A 17,359-nucleotide genomic window follows, 5' to 3' on the forward strand; every position below is an offset into this window, starting at 1 on the left:
GCCGTCCCGGCCGTGACGGCGGGCGCGGCGCGTGCTGAACCGTGCGAACGGCCGTCGCCGTTCTCCCGGGCACAGCAGCCCGCCGACCGGAGGACCTCCACGCCATGGCCATCAACCCGCCGGAAGGGATCGCCGACTTCCTCGCCTTCGTGTCGGGCATGGAGTGGCCCGAGGCCGACGAGGACCACATGCGGCGGGTGGCCGAGCACTACGCTTCCGTCGCGGAGGACCTGGAGACGCTGTCCGGGTACGTCATCGAGCTCATCCCGATCGTCAAGAACGACTTCGAGGGCGAGGCCGCCGACTCGTTCCTCCTCACCATGCGGGACCTCACGGGCGACACGGCGGGCGCGAACCAGCTGGAGCAGACGGCCGAGCTGTCGCGTCAGCTGTCCGACGTGGCGCTGAAGGTCGCCAACCAGGTCGAGTACACGAAGATCATGGCCATCCTCCAGCTGGTACAGCTGCTGGCCGAGATCCTGTTCGCCACCCTCTTCTCCGCCTTCACCTTCGGCGCCGTGTGGGGGCCCGTGTCGGCGCTCTTCGCCGCGACCCGCGAGGGCCTCCACCAGCTCTTCCGCTGGCTGCTCCAGACGATCATCAGCCAGACCTTCATCGGCATCGTCGGCGGTGTCTTCCAGGACACGGTGATCCAGCTCTACCAGCTCACCTCGGGCCACACGTCGAGCTGGAACACGGAGTCCCTGCTCGACTCCGTCAAGCAGGGCGCGCTGAGCGGCGTGATCGCCGGCCCGCTGGAGATCCTGTCCCACTACGGTGGCAAGATCCTCGGCCGGATCCTCGGCGGCAAGCCGCCGGCCTCGATCATCAGCAAGCGCGTCGACGACGTCCTCAACAAGATCGACGACAAGCTCGACGACGTCACGCCGAACCCGAAGCCCGACGTGCCGCCGGGCGGGGCGGGCAAGCCGGGCGGTCCGGAGGGCCCGAAGGCGAAGGAGGACCTGCCGTCGTCCCCGCCCAACAAGCCGCCGACGGACGTGACGCCTCCGCCGGTCCCGCCGAAGAGGACCGAGACGGCCCCACCGCCGGTCCCGCCCAAGAGCGACGTGGCCCCGCCGGTCCCGCCGAAGACCGTCGGCGACGGCGCCATGCCACCGCCGGCCACCGGCCGGCCGAAGACGGAGACGCCGGTCGGCGCCGGGGCCAAGGACCAGCCGACCGCCCCCGCGGCGGGGAAGACGGGCGCCCCGGCCACCGGCAAGGGCGACCTCGCTCCCACCCCGCCGAAGGCGGACGTGCCGCCGACCGGCAAGGGCGAGGTGCCGGGCGCGGGCAAGAGCGAGGTACCGACCACGGGCAAGAACGACATGCCGGGCGCGGGCAAGAACGACGTGCCGACCACCGGCAAGAACGACGTGCCGGGCGCGGAGAAGCCCGAGGTTCCGAACGCGCACAGGACCGAGAGCGGCGACACGGCCGGCGCGGGTGCGGGCGCGGGCGCGGGCAGGACGGGTTCCGGGGACGTGCCCACGGCGGGCGCGGGTTCCAAGGTGCCCGACGCGTCGGACGCTTCGGGGTCCGCCGGCCGCGCCGCGGGCGACGTGGAGAACCCGCTGGACGGCCTCCTGTCCACCCCGGAGGCCCGCTCGGCCTTCGCCAAGGACATCGGCGAGCTCTTCGGCGGGGTCACCCGCAACCTGGAGACCGGGTTCATGCGGCAGGGCGCCGGCAGCATCGCGGACTCGTTCGCCGAGAAGATGGGCGAGGTGTTCAAGAAGCACCTCAAGCACGAAGGCGCCGAGCAGGCGGGCCAGGACTTCGGCAAGATGCTGACCCAGAAGTGGGGGCGGGCCGGGGCCGACCACACCGACCTGCCCAAGCTGCTCACCGAGTCGATGGGCGATCTGGGCAACCTGGCACCGCTCAAGAACCTCGCCGACTCGATGCCGACCCTGTTCGCCCGCTCCGAGCACAGCAACGCCCTCGCCCGCATCTTCAAGCAGGAGAACCCGCTCCAGGGCAGTCCGATGTACCAGCTCGGCGGGGCCGTCGCCTCCCTCCTCAACGAGGGAACGAACGAGATGCTCAGCGAGGGCTTCTACAACATGATCTTCGGGGACGGCACGTTCTCGGTGAGTGGCGGCCCGTTCGCCTCCGGCGTGGCCATGGGCGCGCTGAGCGCCGGTCTGCACCGGGCGTTCGAGCCGGTCATGGTGAAGTACCAGAACTGGGTCCTCACCCACCAGCACGCCGACAACCCCACCGACAGCAAGTACTTCGGGCTGCTGCACCCCATCAACATCGCCTCGTTCGTGTCGAACATGACGGGCAACCCGGCGCCGTGGCCGGTCCCCCGCCCCACCGCGGGAACCGAGGAGACCAGCTTCAAGCAGGACATGAAGGACATGGTGAAGTGGGTCTTCTCCCACCCCGTCAGCGGCACCCCCTTCTTCTCCGACACTCCCGAGCGGCCCCACGAGACGACCGGCGGCGACGGCGACGCCTTCACGCCGCTCGACCTGGACCTCGGGCCGTCGTTCGGCGACGAGATCGCCGAGGACCCGCGGTTCCGCACCGAGTCGGACGGCGACCTGGCGTCGGACGGGAGGGGCGACGACGTCCCGACCGTGGCGGAGGACGCCGGCGACACCTCCGTCACCGCGCCGCCCCGGGCCACCGTCTCCTCGGACCTCTCCTCCCTGCTGGGCGACGACACGGAGGTCCCGGCCCCCGCGCCGGAGAGCAGGCCCGTCACCCTGAGCGGCGACGACCGGTTCAGCGCCGCCCCGTCGCAGGACGCCGACGTCCCGGCGCGGTCGCAGTCGCAGGTGACGCCTGAGGGCCCCTCCCTCTACGACTGGGACCACCTCGACATGCCGAGCGCCGACGAGCTCATGTACCTCGACGTCGGCGACGGCGCCAAGGTCGAGGACACGGACGGCACGGACACCCGCGCCGAGGACGACAGCACCCGTACGCCCTCGCCCTCCGACGACACCTCCGACCACGACGACGGCAGCGGCGCGAACAAGAACGAGGACGTCACCGCGGGCGAGCACACCGTCGACCACGACGACACACCGTCCGCCCCTCCCGTCCGGGACATCCCCTCCGGCGTCGCCCTGGGCGTCCTCAGTCCCGCCCAGGCCACCGCCCTCCAGGCGATCCCGAAGCGCCCCGGCGTCTTCGTCGTCGGCATGCACACCGACCCGGACGCCCCGAACGACCCGACCGCCGTCCTCAAGGCGCTCACCGACGCCCACGACGAGGGCCGGCTCGACGGCGTGAGCGAGATCCAGTTCACCGCCTGCAACCTCGCCGCGCCCGTGCACGAGAGCACGGTCAGGACCGTGATGAGCGGCCTCTGGAAGCACCGCGCCGCGACCGGCACCGCCTCCCCCGACCCGCTCACCGCCCGCGCCGCCGACGCACCCGTCTGGTACGTCCCCGCCGGCGGCGGCGACACGGAGGGCGGCGGCCACCTCCTCACCGCCCAGCACATCGGCCTCACTCCCGACGGGAAGATCGCCGTCGTGGACCGGGGGGCCTGGCACGTGTACGGCGACAGCGGCGACCCGGAGCACACCCCCGTCCGTACGACCCCCGATCCGGACGCCCTGCCCGACGACGCGGTCGCCTTCCTGTTCCGCACCCCCAAGGTCGACGCGGTGCACCCGGACGCGGTCAAGTTCGGAGACAGCGACAGCGACAGCGACGGAGACGGCAGCGACCGTCCGCCGGTCGACAGGGGCAAGGGCCGTGCCGAGGACGACGACGATCCCTCGCCGACCGGCAACGGCGAGGGGCCCAGCAGTCGCCGGCCCCGGCGCCCCGCCAACGACCAGGACGACCCCCTTTCCTCGGCCTCCGACGCCTCGCTCGACGACATGGACCGCATCTACTACGCCGACGCGTCGGTCCGGTACGAGAAGAACCTCGCCGCTTACCTGGCCCGGAGAACGGACGTCAAGGACCTCGCCCAGGAGCTGTCCCGCGTCCTCTGGGACAAACTCCACAAGGTGGAGAAGATCCACGAGGTACTGGGCACGAACAGCAACGAGTCGTCCGGTGCCGTGGGAACCGACCCGAAAGCGCTGCAGAAGGTCGTGGAGGAGGGGAACCTGCGGGAACGCATGGCCCTGTTCTTCAACGCCATCTCCTCGAAGGCCCTCGGCACCAGAATCGGCTACAGCCCGCCCCCGGCAACCTCGATCACCGACGAGCGCGCGTTCCGGAAGGACGATCCCCGGTTCGTCGAGTACCGCCAGCTCACCCGCGAGTTGCCCATCCTGCGGAAGAAGATCTCCGCGATGCCGGACGGGACCGAGGCGGAGAAGGAGGCCAAGAGGAGCGAGCAGGAGAGATCCGACGAGCTCGACCGCACGTGGAGGCGGCTGGCCGCCGATCTGAAGAGCTTCAAGGAAGCGGACATCGTGCCCCGCCTGAGCGAGCGGGAGAGGCCGCTCGCCCTGAACGCGGAGAAGAAGGTGCGGTGGATCCCCGGTGGGGCCCGCTACCGCCTCACGACGGATTTCCTGTACATGAAGCAGACCGAGCGGCACCTGGCCACGGCCGGCACGTCAGGGTCGGGCTTCATGTTCCACCGCTACCTCCAGCTGATGAGCGACAAGGGTTGGTTCCGCGACGCCGGCAACCGGCCCAACCCGAAGATCAACCACAGGACGCTGCGGCTCGCCATCATCGCCGCCTTCCTCAACCAGGGACACCACACCCTGCCCGAGGTCATGGCGGGCTCCGCCGCCTTCGTCGAGTACTACCGGGCGAAGTACCCCGGGCGGCAGCTGCCGCCCGACATCGAGGCCCTTCAGGCGCCGGCGCCCGGCCGGGACTACTACCGCAACATGCGCCTCGTGCACGAGGCGGACCTGCGCAGGCACGTCGCGGACGGGGGGAGGTTCCCCGACGAGATCGCCGACGAGAAGATGGCGGAACTGCGGCGGAAGTACCAGGCGCAGGAGGAGGAGACCGAGCCCGCCGGGAGCGCCTCCATGGACGTGGACATGGACGAGCCCGTGCCCCAGCCCGACTCCTCCCGCAGGAAGAGGGACGCGGACGGCGACGTCGTCATGCAGGACCCCCACAAGCGTCCCCGTCGCGGCGGCGACGACAGCGACGACGACACCGGCGACACGGCCGCGAACGTCCCCGAGAACTCCCCCCACACCCTGCCGGGGCAGGTGCGGCCCGAGGAGGTCTCCCCGGTCGCGCGCCCGGTCACGGCCGACCGGTGGACGTCGTGGCGGTGGGCGCCGGGCCGGGAGGACGTACCACCTCCGGCCCGGGTCCGTACCGAGCGCTTCGACCCGGCCGCGGACCCGAACGCCGCCGGCCCCTTCCCGGGCACGGCGGACCGGCGGAACGGGAACGGGACGCTCGCGGGCCGGCGGACCCTGATCCGCGCGGACGTCGAACGGTTCGTCGTGCCCGAGGACGGGGACGGCACGCCGGGCGGGCCCGTCCGGCTGGTGCGGGTGACGCTGCCGGTGGCCGTCGACGACTCCTTCTCGGCGGCCGACGCGGCCGAACTGCGCGCCCGGATGCAGGAGCTGCTGGACAGCCACGTCAACCTGGGCTTCCGGCTGCCGCGCACCGGCGACCAGCTCCACATGGAGGTGGACCTGGTCCCGGCCCCCGGGGGAGGCACGGACCCGGTGCGGGTGACCCGGGACGGCGGACCCGGCACCCGGTCCGACCAGCTGCACCTGCGGCTGCACGCCGACGGCTCCGGACCGGACGCGCGCGGACGCGACGACGCCATGCTGCTGCACGAGCTGCTGCACTACGCGGGGCTGCCGGACCGCTACCACGACGCGGAGACGCTGTTCCGGCACACCCCCGACCGCGCCGACGCGTCCGGGGTCATGGCGACGTCCGTCCTGCCCGACGGGACCCTGCCCCTCCGCTATCTGGAGGCCGTCGAGGACGCCACGGAGTCCGGCTCCGTCCTCCACGACAACGAGGGTCCGGGGTCCTGGACCGTGCCGTCGCCCTCCCCCGTACGCGACATCCCGGCCGGGATCGCCGTCGGCGCCCTCTCCCCCGCGCAGGCCGCCGCCCTGCGGGCGCTCCCCGCGCGCCCCGGCGTCCTCGTCGTCGGCACCCACACCGACCCGAACGCCCCGCACGACCCGGCCGTCCTCCTCAAGGCGCTCACCGACGCCCACGACGAGGGCCGGCTCGACGGCGTCACCGAGATCCACTTCACCGGCTGCGACCTGGCCTCCCCCGTCCACGGGTCCACCGTGCAGACGGTGATGAGCGGTCTGTGGAAGCACCGCGCCGAGCACGGCGAGGAAGGCCCGCTCACCGCCCTCGCCGCCGACGCGCCGGTCTGGTACGTGCCCGGCGGCGATCGGGTGTTCACCGCCCGCCACGTCGGCGTCACCGCTGACGGCCGGATGACCGTCAGCGGCGGCGCCGACTGGCACCGCTACACCGACACCGGCGCCCCCGACCACACCGCCGAGACCGCCCCCGTCGGCGACGACGGGGCTCCCGCCGACGCCGTGCGCCTCGCGGACGGCGACGAGACCGGTCCGGAGCACGGGAACGCGGTGCGGTTCGGCGAGGACACCGACGACGAGGACGTGGTCGAGGCCGGCGGGGGGAACGGAGACACGAGCCGGGACGGCGAGGACGAGGCCGTCGCGGTCAGCATGTTGGTGGACGGCCTGCCCGACCTCAAGAAGCGGATCGTCTCCTTCGCCAAGGGGGAGAAGACCGTCTCCCCCCAGGACGAGACGGAGCTCCGGAACCTCGCGGCGGAGCTCTTCCCCGAACTGCTCCGCCACGCCGACGATCCCTCCCTGGGTGAGCTGCGCGTCGAGATCGTCGCGGCGGGCAACAATCTGCTGCCGGGCGCCGCGCAGAAGACCGGCTGGCAGCGCGCCCAGGCCGTCTCGCACCTGCTGAAGGACGAGATCCGCCAGCTGGCACGGGGCCTGTCGCGGGAGAACGACATCAGCAAGGCCAGGGTGGAGTTGGCGGCCAGCCTGGCGCAGTTCACCCTCGTCTCCCGAGGCCGCACCGGTCTCGAGGGACTCGACGACGCGGGCGAAGGGTCACGGACGGCCCAGCGCCGCCGGGCCACCGCTTCCGCCGAGGTCACGTACGAGAGCGCGTACCGTCCCCGGCTCACGCTGTCCGTGGAGACGACCGCCCAGGCGGTGGATCTGTTCCGGCGGATGGCGGACCGTCCCGTGGCCGAGCGCACGGCGGTCTCCCTCGACGATCTGACCGGTCCCCGGATCTTCTGGAAGGCGTCGTCCGAACTCCCGGACAACCACAACCTCGTCATCCAGGTGCAGACGGCGCAGGGCGGCGGCCAGCGCCACCTGACGGGAAACATGTCGCTCTTCACCCCCGGCACGCTCGTCCACGTGGCCTCCTTCGAGCGGACGGACTCCGGCCGCTCCCTGGTGACCCTGCTGGAGGCCGGCCCGGACACCGTGTGGCCGCCCGAGGGACCGGAGCGCGGCAAGCCGGTCCTCGGCCTGCCCGGTGTCGGCTACCCGGGCCCGAACCGGCCCTTCGACTCCACCCTGAAATACGTCAAGGAGAAGCTGAAGCCGACGGGCGGCCCGGACGGCGCGCCCCAGACCTCGGGCCACTACGAGTTCCAGCAGGCGTACTACATCCACCGCGGAGAGGTGGACGTGGAGATGGAGGACGGCGAGCCGTACGTCCGCTTCTACACCACGGTGGTCAACCGGGACACGGTGACGGCCCACGAGCAGCCCCACGAGTTCACCGCCGAGCACAAGGACGTCCAGCAGCACAAGGACACCGGCGAGGTCGTCGTGGCCACGGGCAACAAGCCGGGCGGAACCCTCTGGGTCGGCATGGGCACCCCCGCCCGGTCCATCGGCTGGGCCATGAAGTACCAGGCGCAGTTCCCGGACAAGCAGCCGCTCATCCGTTCCTTCCTCGTCCCCCTGCACGTCTACCAGCAGATCACGTCGGCCTCGGTTCCGGAGCACGACGCCGGCTCGCTCGGGCACCCCTACCGGGGCAGCGCGTCCCTCACGCCCGGGGGCCTGCGCGATCCCGAGGAGAATCCCGAGAGCGAGGTCGAGAGGATCTACCGGGACCGGTGGCACAGCCAGGCCCAGGGCTCGGCTCCCGTCCCGATCCCCGACCACAAGGAGACCGACGCGTCCGACGGCGCCGACGACGACCCCGAGCCCACCGCCGACCGGCCCCTCGCCGGACGGCCCCTCAACACCGACCAGTCGGGCGAGCGCAACCAGTTCGGCGTGCGGGGTGAGAACCTCCTCCTGCTGCGCAGGAGCATCCGGCCGAACTCCCTGATCACGTACTACGGCAACGAGACGAATCGCGGCCTGACCCCCGACGCGTACACCGGGGACTACCAGGACGGCAAGACGGTCCACGTCGACGTGCTGCGCGACCGCCTCGGCATCCCGCCCGTCGACGCGCCGCAGCTGAAGGACCGGTACAACCCCTGGGTCCAGAACGCGGGGCACGTCAACTCCCCCGACGTCCTCCGGGGGATCTCCAGCCAGCTGCGGCAGTTCCACGAGACGTGGCAACAGTCCCGGCAGCGGCCCGCCGACCGCAGGGTGGGACACCTCCTGGAGCCCGACATGCCCCCGGAGCCCTACGGGAACCGGCCCAACCTGTCCTTCGGCAGGCGGCTCGACGATCTCAAGAAGTTCCTGGGCGACTACCGGGAGCACCTGCTGGACCAGCAGAACAAGCCGATCTCCCTGGACTTCCTCGACAGGCCCGACCCGGACCTGAAGTCCCCCGCCGACCTCGACGGCCGTGCCGCCGTGGAGAAGTTCATGAAGAACACGGTCCTGCCCTGGGCCTCCCACGCCGAGATCGGACTCGTCCTCTCCCTCCAGAGCCAGGAGGTCAAGGCCGACCTCAACATCACCGACTCGCCCCTCGTCCACGACTTCGACGACATGCGGCGACGACAGCCGGAGGAAGCCCACCTCCAGCGCCAGGTGGGCGAGGAGCTCACCGAGCTGTGGCGGGAGGGCACGTCCCTGCACCGGGTGATCGACCGCCTGATCAGGGACTACCCCGAACTCGACCCGCTCTACAAGGAGATCTGCGCGACGAGCGAGGGCTACACCTTCTTCCAGCACGCGCAGATGGTCCTGGGCCAGTACCTCAAGCTCGCCCACCGCGACCGGGACAGCGCGGAGCGGCTGGTGCCCGTGGACGCGGTCGTCAAGGCGATCCTCTTCCACGACATCGAGAAGGCCAACTCGAAGCTGATGTACGGGGGCGGCGGGAAGTCCAAGGCCAAGAGGGCGGAGCTCCACGACCACGAGGCCGAGCACCGGGGGGCCGTCGAGGTCATGAACCGGTACCGCTACCTGTGGGGCGACGTCGACAAGGACCCGGCCGACAGGTTCGCGTACCGAGCGGCCGTCATGATGGTCGACTCGGACCCCTTCGGCTTCTACTACCGGGACAAGCACCGCTTCCTCCGGCCGAAGGGCTCCGACGCCGATGCCAGGGCCGAGAGCGGCAGGCTCAACCGCGACGTGACCTTCCACTGGATCGTGGAGTCGTACATGAGGCTGCGGGGGCGGGATCCGGTGACGTCCGACGGCGACGTGCGCCGCCTGGCCGAGCTGACCACGGAGGACACCGAGGACATCCGCCGGCTCTTCCACGAGTTCCACCAGTACTACCAGGCGGACTTCTCCTCCTACACGACCCACAGCAAGTACGTCGACTACAAGGAGCCGCGGTCCACCCCGGAGGAGAGGGCGCAGGCCGCGGAGAACCAGCGGCGGACCGACGAGAACGCGGAGCGCGAGAAGCAGGGCCTCCCCCCCTTGCCGAAGGTCCCCCATGCACCCTCCCTCCCCCGGATCTCGTTCCGCGAGCTCGACGCGGTGAAGCACGGACAGAAAACCTTCACCGAGCTCTTCGCCCCCGTGCCGGAGAACAAGGACCTCGTGCTGAACCCGGACAACCCCTACGGCACCGGCCCCAGGACGGCCGAGACGTCACCGGTGCGGGGGAAGTCCTCACTGCGGTTCGTCTTCGCCGATCGGGAGAAGCACCACGGCAGCGCGACCTCTCCCCACAGGGACTACGAGGCCATGTACCACGACCTCGCGAAGATGTTCGAGAGCGAGGAGAGCTTCAGGGAGCACTACCAGCGCGTCGGCGGGGAGCGGATGCGCCAGGAGGCGAAGTACCTCGGCGACGAGAAGAACGCGCAGAAGGGCGACTCCGGGCCGCCCGCCCCGAAGAAGGAGAAGAAGGTCACCGACCTGCTGGACCAGGAGGACTCCGGAGACCTCTTCATCGAGTTCGGGACGGAGGGGACGGAGGAGACGGCCACGCCTCCCGCTCCCGGTTCCTTCGTCCTGTCCTCGTGGACGTGACCGCGCCGAGAGGCCGGCGCGTCTGAACCGGTGCCGGTGTTCCGAACGTTCCCCCGGGAGCGCACGGAACACCGGGCCGCCCCGGCCCGCCCAGAACCCCATGACAGGAACCTCGCCATGACCGACCCCGAGCCCCGGCCGGAGTTCCGGCTCGCCTCCGTCTTCGACCACGCGGACCCGGTGACGGGGCCGGGCTTCGCCACGGACCACCCGGTGGTCGAGGACCCCGAGCTGCACGCCCTGCTGCTGGAGCGGCTGACGGCCGGGACGCCCGTGCTCGCGACACCGGTCCTGATGGACGACGTGCTCGACGCCTCCCGGGTCGCGGAGGTGCCGCTCACCTTCCGTACGGACGGGCGGTGGGTGTGGACGGACACCGTCACGTACTACCTGGAGCACTACGCGCTCGCCCCCGACCCCGAGCTGCTGGCGCACCTGGCCGACCCCGGCTACACGGTGCCCGGCCCCCTCGGGCAGGACGTCGTCGAACGCGCCGCCGCCTTCGTCCTGACGCCGGCACCGGAGGGGACCGAGGTCCATCCGCTGGGCTGACCGCAGGGGTGAACCACGGAGCGGCGTCGGTCCGTTCGTACGTGCGCGGAGGGTTCGCGACGACCGAGGGGAATGACGGTGGACGACAACGAGGTGCGGACCGGAAGAGCCGCCGGGCAGGACGCGGCATCCATCAGCCTGCCCGCGGTCGCCTGGCAGCAAGCCGGCGAGGAGCCGGAGGGCGAGCCCGGACGGAAGCCGCGAGCGGAACGCGGCGGGGAGCCGGACGGAGAGACCGGGAGCGGACCGGTCGCGGGAGCCGTGGCAGCGGAACCGGTTCCGGACGCCGTCGCCGAGCCGGAGACCGCGGCCACGACCCCGGCCTCCTCTTCCGGCGCAGCCCCGGACCTCCCCGCCGCCGGCGGGACCGGGAGCGACGCCGAGGACGACACGGGAACGACCGGCGCCGAGGGCGCTCCGGAAGGCGCCTCCGGGGACGGCGCGCAGGCCGCCTCCGACGCGGACGGCCTCGCCGCGCAGGCCGCGGGAGCCGCCGGGACGGCGGCACGGGCCGAACCCAGGCCCGCCCGGCGACTGTCGAAGCCGATGATCGCGGCGGCGGCCACCTCGGGCATCGTCCTGATGGGCGTGCCCCTGCTGCTCTCCCAGGTCGGCGGCGGCAGCGGTCCGGGACCGGGTGCCACGCCGCCGCGCCCCACCGGGTACAGCCAGGCCGACGGCGGCCCCGGAGGCTTCGTGCCGCGGGCCGACGCGCCCGAGAAGGGTTCCGCGCCGCCCGGCACCCCCGCACCGGGGACCACGAGCGCCCCGGGCAGGCCCCCGGTCGCGGGGAAGGGCCCCCTGGCCACGAGTGTCGCCGGGCTCGGTGCCGGGGTGGGCGCGGGCCAGGAGCCCGCCTCCTCCCGGACGCCCGCCTCCTCCCGGACGCCCGGTTCCGGAAGGAGCCCGGAACCGACCTCCGCCTCCGGAGGCGGTTCCGCGTCCACCACGGCCCCCGCCGCGCCCCGGGAGACCACGGCCGCCCCGCAGAAGCCGGCCACCCAGGCGCCCCCGCCCGCTCCGGCGAAGGAGCGGTACGCGGCCCTGGCAGGGCCGAACTGCGCTGGTTCCGGGGCGAGTTTCACGTACAGCGGCTGGTACGCGGACGGCAAGGAGGGCTGGCAGAAGTACAGCTCCGGCGGCCACGCGGGCGACGGCTGCAACGGCAGCTTCCTCTCGCTGCCGATGTCCGGAAAAACGGGCTCGGACGCCGGGAACGCGCTGCGCTGGACCTTCCGCACCGGCGCCGTCACCTCCGGCACCTGCCAGGTCTCGGTGCACATCCCGAACAACAGCGACATCAAGGCGGTCGGCGGCAGACCGGCCTACTACACGGTGCACGCGGGAACCACGGGCAACGATCCGATCCTGCGGTCCTTCAACGTCGACCAGCCGTCCCGGCGGGGCCAGTGGGTGAGCGCGGGCGACGTCCGCATCACCGGCGGCGTGCTGACGGTGAAGCTGCACGACCGGGGCCTGGACTGGTCCGGTTCGCAGCAGACCTACGCCCATCACGCGGGCGACGCCGCCCGTGTCCAGTGCACCTCCGCCTGAAAGGGAACATCCACGCATGTCGCGCCATGTGCTGACCGTGAGCGCCGAGGCGCAGCACGACCGCCCGCCCGCCGGCGGCCCGTACCGCACGATCGGAGCCGCCCTGGAGGCCGCGCGCAGCGGCGCGGTGATCTCGGTGCGCCCGGGCCGGTACGAGGAGAACCTGGTCGTCACCAAGATGGTGACGATCACCGCCGAGGACCCGAACGGGACCGTGCGGATCGTGCCGCCCCGGGGAACGGTGGTGCAGGTGGTGGCCGAGGCGGTGCAGCTCACGGGGCTGCTGCTCCAGGGCCTGGACGACGAGCTGCCCGTCGTGGACGTGCCGCGCGGGCAGGCGGCGCTCCAGGACTGCGAGGTGGTGGGGAACGCCTGGACGGCCCTGCTGACCCGGCAGCAGGGTTCGCTGGCGATGCGGGGTTGCCGGGTGACCAACCCGGGTGGGGCGGGGATCGTGGAGACCTCCACCGGCACCAGCGTGATCGACGGATGTGTGGTGGAGCACCTGGGGACCTCGGCGGTGGTCATCGGAGAGCGGGCCAATCCGACCTTCCGCAACTGCGTGCTGCGCGACGCCCGGGGCAACGGGGTGTGCGCGAACGGCGAGGGCCGGGGACTGATCGAGGACTGCGAGATCTCGGCCACCGACAAGCCGGCCATCGCCCTGGAGGAGAACAGCTCCACCCGGGTGGTGCGGACCTCGGTGCGGGACTGCCTGCTCGGCGTGTACATCAGTTCCAAGGAGCGGGTGGTCCTGGAGGACTGCTCGGTGTCCGCGACGAAGGTGCACGGAATCGCGCTCGCCGAGGGCACCGATCCGGTGCTGAGCCGCTGTCGGGTCTCCCGGACCCAGGGCAACGGCGTCCACGTGACGGGGCGGTCACGCGGCACGTTCGAGGAGTGCGAGGTCACCGCGGCCGAAGGCACCGGCATCTGGGTGGAGGAGTCCTCGGGCCCCTCGTTCAAGCGGTGCGCGGTGCGGGACGCGAAGGAGGCCGGGGTGCAGCTGACCGGCGACAGCGCCCCGGACTTCGACCGGCTCACGGTGCGCGGCGGCGCGGCAGCGGGGGTGCGCGTGCTGGAGGGCGCGAACCCGATGCTGCGGCGTCTCCAGGTGTCGGACGTGGCCGGGGCGGGGGTGGAGGTGACCCGGGGCGGCCGGGGGCGGCTGGAGGGTTCGGAGATCTCGGCCACCGGGCAGGCGGGTGTGCGGATCGCCGACGGCGGCGACGCGTACGTCGGCACCACCACGGTCCGGGAGACCGGTGCGGCCGGCGTGTCGGTCGGCGGAGGCGGTCTGGCGACGCTGCGCGACTGCGAGGTCGCCGACGCGCCGCAGGAAGGGGTGCTGGTCGAGGACGGCGGGGAGCTGACCGCGGCCCGGGCCAGGGTGCGGTCCTGCCGGCGGCACGGATTCCGGGTCGCGGTGGGCGGCCGGGCCGCGCTGAACCGCTGCGAGGCGGTGGACAACACCGGCGACGGCATCCGCGTGGACTCCACGGAGGCGGTACGCGTGCACGACTGCACGGTCTCCGGGAACGGCGGCTCCGGGCTGCGTCAGCTCACTCCGTCGGCGCGGCTCGCGGTGGAGAACCTGACCAGCACGGAGAACGAACTGCCGGACTCGTACGGGGAGTCGGCGGCCGAGGCCGGCGGGCCTGTACCGTCCGCGGACGGGCCGCACGGGGAGGAGGTCCACGAGGGCGCTCCGGACGCTTCCGCCCGCGGGGGCGCCGCGGCGGCACCCGCCGCGTCGCGCCGGCCGGACGGGCCGCTGGACGCGCTGGACGCGCTGGTGGGCCTGGACGGGGTGAAGGAACAGGTCGCCACCCTGGTCAACCTCAACAAGCTGGCCCGTCGGCGGGAGTTGGCGGGGATGCCCGCGCTGCCGATGAGCCGCCACCTGATCTTCGCGGGGCCGCCCGGCACCGGCAAGACGACGGTGGCCCGGCTGTACGGTTCGATCCTCGCCGAGCTGGACGTCCTGCCGTCGGGCCATCTGGTGGAGGTGGCGCGCGCGGACCTGGTGGCGTCGATCATCGGCGGGACGGCGATCAAGACGACGGAGGTCTTCCAGCAGGCGCTGGGGGGCGTGCTGTTCATCGACGAGGCGTACACGCTGTCGCAGGGGACCGGCGGCAGCGGCCCGGACTTCGGCCGGGAGGCCATCGACACGCTGGTGAAGCTGATGGAGGACCACCGCGACGAGGTCGTGGTCATCGTCGCCGGGTACTCGGAGGAGATGCGGGGCTTCCTCGACTCCAACCCGGGCCTGGCGTCCCGGTTCAGCCGCACCGTGGAGTTCGAGAACTACGCGGACGACGAGCTGACCACGATCGTCGCGATGTCCGCCGCCTCGCACGGCTACCAGCTCGCCGACGGCACCCGCGAGGCGCTGACGCTGCACTTCGAGACCATGGCGAAGGGCGCCGACTTCGGCAACGGCCGGGCGGCGCGCAAGGTGTTCGAGGAGATGGTGGACCGGCAGGCGTCCCGGCTGGCCGTGCTGCCCGAGATCGGCAACACCGATCTGGCGCTGCTCAAGCCGGAGGACGTGGGGGCGGAGGCCGCCAGGGCGGTCGCGGCGTCCGGCGCACCGGCGGAGCGCAGGACGGAACTCCTCGACGAGCTGCGGGCCATGATCGGCCTGCCCGCCGCCAAGGAGCAGGTCGAGGACCTGGTCAACCTGATCAAGCAGGTCAACCGGCGCAAGGAGGCGGGGCTCCCGACGGCCACGATCAGTCATCACGTGGTCTTCTCGGGCCCGCCCGGCACCGGCAAGACGACGGTGGCCCGGCTGTACGGACAGCTGCTCGCCGAGCTGGGCGTACTGCCGGGCGGTCAGCTGGTGGAGACGGCGCGGGCGGACCTGGTGGGTCGGTTCGTGGGCCACACGGCGCAGTTGACGAAGGACGCCTTCGACCGGGCGCGCGGCGGCGTGCTGTTCATCGACGAGGCGTACACGCTGACGCCACGTGGCGGCACCGGCAACGACTTCGGGCAGGAGGCGGTGGACACCCTCATGAAGCTGATGGAGGACCACCGCGACGAGGTCGTGGTCATCGTCGCCGGGTACGCCGACGAGATGCGGGGCTTCCTGGACTCCAACCCGGGCCTGGCGTCCCGCTTCTCCCGCTCGGTCGTCTTCGAGCACTACACCGACGAGGAACTGGTGCGGATCGTGGAAGCGCTGTCCGACAAGGCGGGATACGTGTGCCCGCCGGAGACGCTGGCGGCCCTGGGCGAGTTGTTCGCGGCGGTGCCGCGCGACCGGAACTTCGGCAACGGCCGTTTCGCCCGCCAGGTCCTGGAGACCATGATCACCAGGCAGGCGGGCCGGCTCAGCCGCCTCGATGTCGACGACGTGGCCGAGCTGAGCCTGCTGCTGCCCCAGGACGTGCCCTGGGACCGGGTGCCGGACGGTGTCGCGTGAGGCGGCGCGGAGCGGCGGTCCTCCCGACGGCTCTGCTGTGCGGGGCCCTGGTCCTGGCGCCGTCGAGCGCGGCGGCGGTGCCGGGCCCCGACGGCGGGACGGGCGCGGGGGCGGCCGCCGGCGAGGCGGGCGACGATCCCGCCTCGCTGCCCGCCGTCACGCAGCGGCTGTCGGGCGACACCTGTCGTGCGGCATCGGACCGGAAGGTCACCGGACTCCCCTGGCCCCAGTCGCTGCTGCGCCCGGACACGGTCTGGCCGCTGTCCGAAGGGGCCGGGGTGACGGTGGCCGTGGTGGGCTCGGGGGTGGACGACGCCGCCGGGCTGCTGGGCGACCGGCTGAGGCGTACCCCGCGCCTCTTCGCCGGCGGCGGCCCGGCCGCGGACTGTGTCGGTCACGGCACCTTCGCGGCCGGTCTGATCGCGGCGGCCCGCACCCCGGGCGCCGGTTTCGCGGGGATCGCGCCCGAGGCGCGGATCCTCGACGTGCCGGTCACCGACCGGCGGGGGAACACCACCCCCGACCTCCTCGCCCGGGGCATCCGGGCGGCGGTCGGCGGCGGCGCCCGGGTGGTCGCCGTGGTGGCGGTGGCGGGCACGGACAGCCCGGCGCTGCGGAGCGCGGTACGGTACGCGGTCGACGAAGGCGCGGTCGTGATCGCCCCTGCCGCCCCGGACGGGGCGAAGGAACCCGCGTACCCCGCGTCCCATCCGCGGGTGGTGGCGGTGGCGGCGACCGGCCCCGGCGGGAAGGCGTTCGGGCAGGCCCCCGAGGGCCGGGTCGACCTGACGGCACCCGGCGAGGCCGTGATGGGCCCCGGGCCGGGCGGCCGGGGCAGTTTCACGGCCTCCGGGCCGAGCTACGCGGCCGCGCTGGTGGCCGGTACGGCGGCCCTCGTCCTGGACCGCCGACCGGAGTTGAGCGCCGAGGCCCTGGTCCACCGGCTCCGTGCCACCACGACGGGGCCGGGCGAGCCGATGCCGGACCGGACGCGCGGGTACGGCTCGGTCGACCCGATCGCCGCCGTGACCGCCGTGCTCCCCGAGGAGGGGGGCGGCGCGGCGGTCCGGGCGGCTGCACCCGGAGTGGTGATGCCGCCCCCGCCGGGACCGTCCGCCGCCGGGTCCGCCGGGTGGGTGGCGGCCGGTTCCCTGGCGGTGCTGGCGGGGGTGGCGGTGACCGCCGCCGTTCTGCCGCGGGGCCGCCGGCGGAGGTGGCGGCCGGGTGCCTACCGCGCCCCGGAGGCCGTGAGGGGCGGCGGACCGGAGCCGCTCCCGCCTTCCTAGGGCCTGTCTGACCATGGGCGTCGGATCAGGCCGGGTCGTCCGGTGCGTGCGATCGGCGTGCGGCCGGGACGGCCTCGTAGCAGCGCCACTCGGGCGTTTCGGCCGTGCGGCGAGCGTGCGTGCCGGACGGGCCGGACCCGACGGGAAGGGTCAGACAGGCCCTAGGAGCC

The 17,359-nt window shown here is 72.8% G+C and carries 5 protein-coding genes; all 5 read left to right on the plus strand.

Annotated features, from left to right (window positions below):
• The first annotated feature begins 104 nt into the window (after positions 1-104).
• The 5 genes from IE321_RS06975 (at position 105) to IE321_RS06995 (ending at position 17,189) form a co-directional block, all read left to right on the plus strand.
• Positions 105-10,364: a WXG100-like domain-containing protein gene (locus IE321_RS06975; protein ID WP_190222145.1), complete on the plus strand. Its 10,260-nt coding sequence runs from the start codon at positions 105-107 to the stop codon at positions 10,362-10,364.
• 117 nt (positions 10,365-10,481) lie between these two features.
• A complete protein-coding gene (locus IE321_RS06980; protein ID WP_190222146.1) occupies positions 10,482-10,916 on the plus strand; it encodes a hypothetical protein in 435 nt (144 codons plus the stop codon).
• 78 nt (positions 10,917-10,994) lie between these two features.
• Entirely contained in the window at positions 10,995-12,470 is a 1,476-nt protein-coding gene (locus IE321_RS06985) for a hypothetical protein (protein WP_190222147.1), read from the plus strand.
• Between the two features lie 16 nt (positions 12,471-12,486).
• The gene (locus tag IE321_RS06990; protein WP_190222148.1) at positions 12,487-15,903 is read left to right on the plus strand and encodes a right-handed parallel beta-helix repeat-containing protein; all 3,417 of its coding nucleotides are present in this window, start codon (positions 12,487-12,489) and stop codon (positions 15,901-15,903) included.
• A complete protein-coding gene (locus IE321_RS06995) occupies positions 15,900-17,189 on the plus strand; it encodes a S8 family serine peptidase (RefSeq protein ID WP_190222149.1) in 1,290 nt (429 codons plus the stop codon). The genes IE321_RS06990 and IE321_RS06995 overlap by 4 nt, the downstream gene beginning before the upstream one ends.
• The last annotated feature ends 170 nt before the right edge of the window (positions 17,190-17,359 follow it).

The sequence above is a fragment of the Streptomyces hydrogenans genome (assembly GCF_014656075.1).
GTDB lineage: Bacteria > Actinomycetota > Actinomycetes > Streptomycetales > Streptomycetaceae > Streptomyces > Streptomyces hydrogenans.

What these genes read in the sequence shown, in the direction of transcription:
- IE321_RS06975 (WP_190222145.1), top strand. Translation starts at nt 105, where the DNA reads ATGGCCATCAACCCGCCGGAAGGGATCGCCGACTTCCTCGCCTTCGTG.
- IE321_RS06980 (WP_190222146.1), top strand. Translation starts at nt 10,482, where the DNA reads ATGACCGACCCCGAGCCCCGGCCGGAGTTCCGGCTCGCCTCCGTCTTC.
- IE321_RS06990 (WP_190222148.1), top strand. Translation starts at nt 12,487, where the DNA reads ATGTCGCGCCATGTGCTGACCGTGAGCGCCGAGGCGCAGCACGACCGC.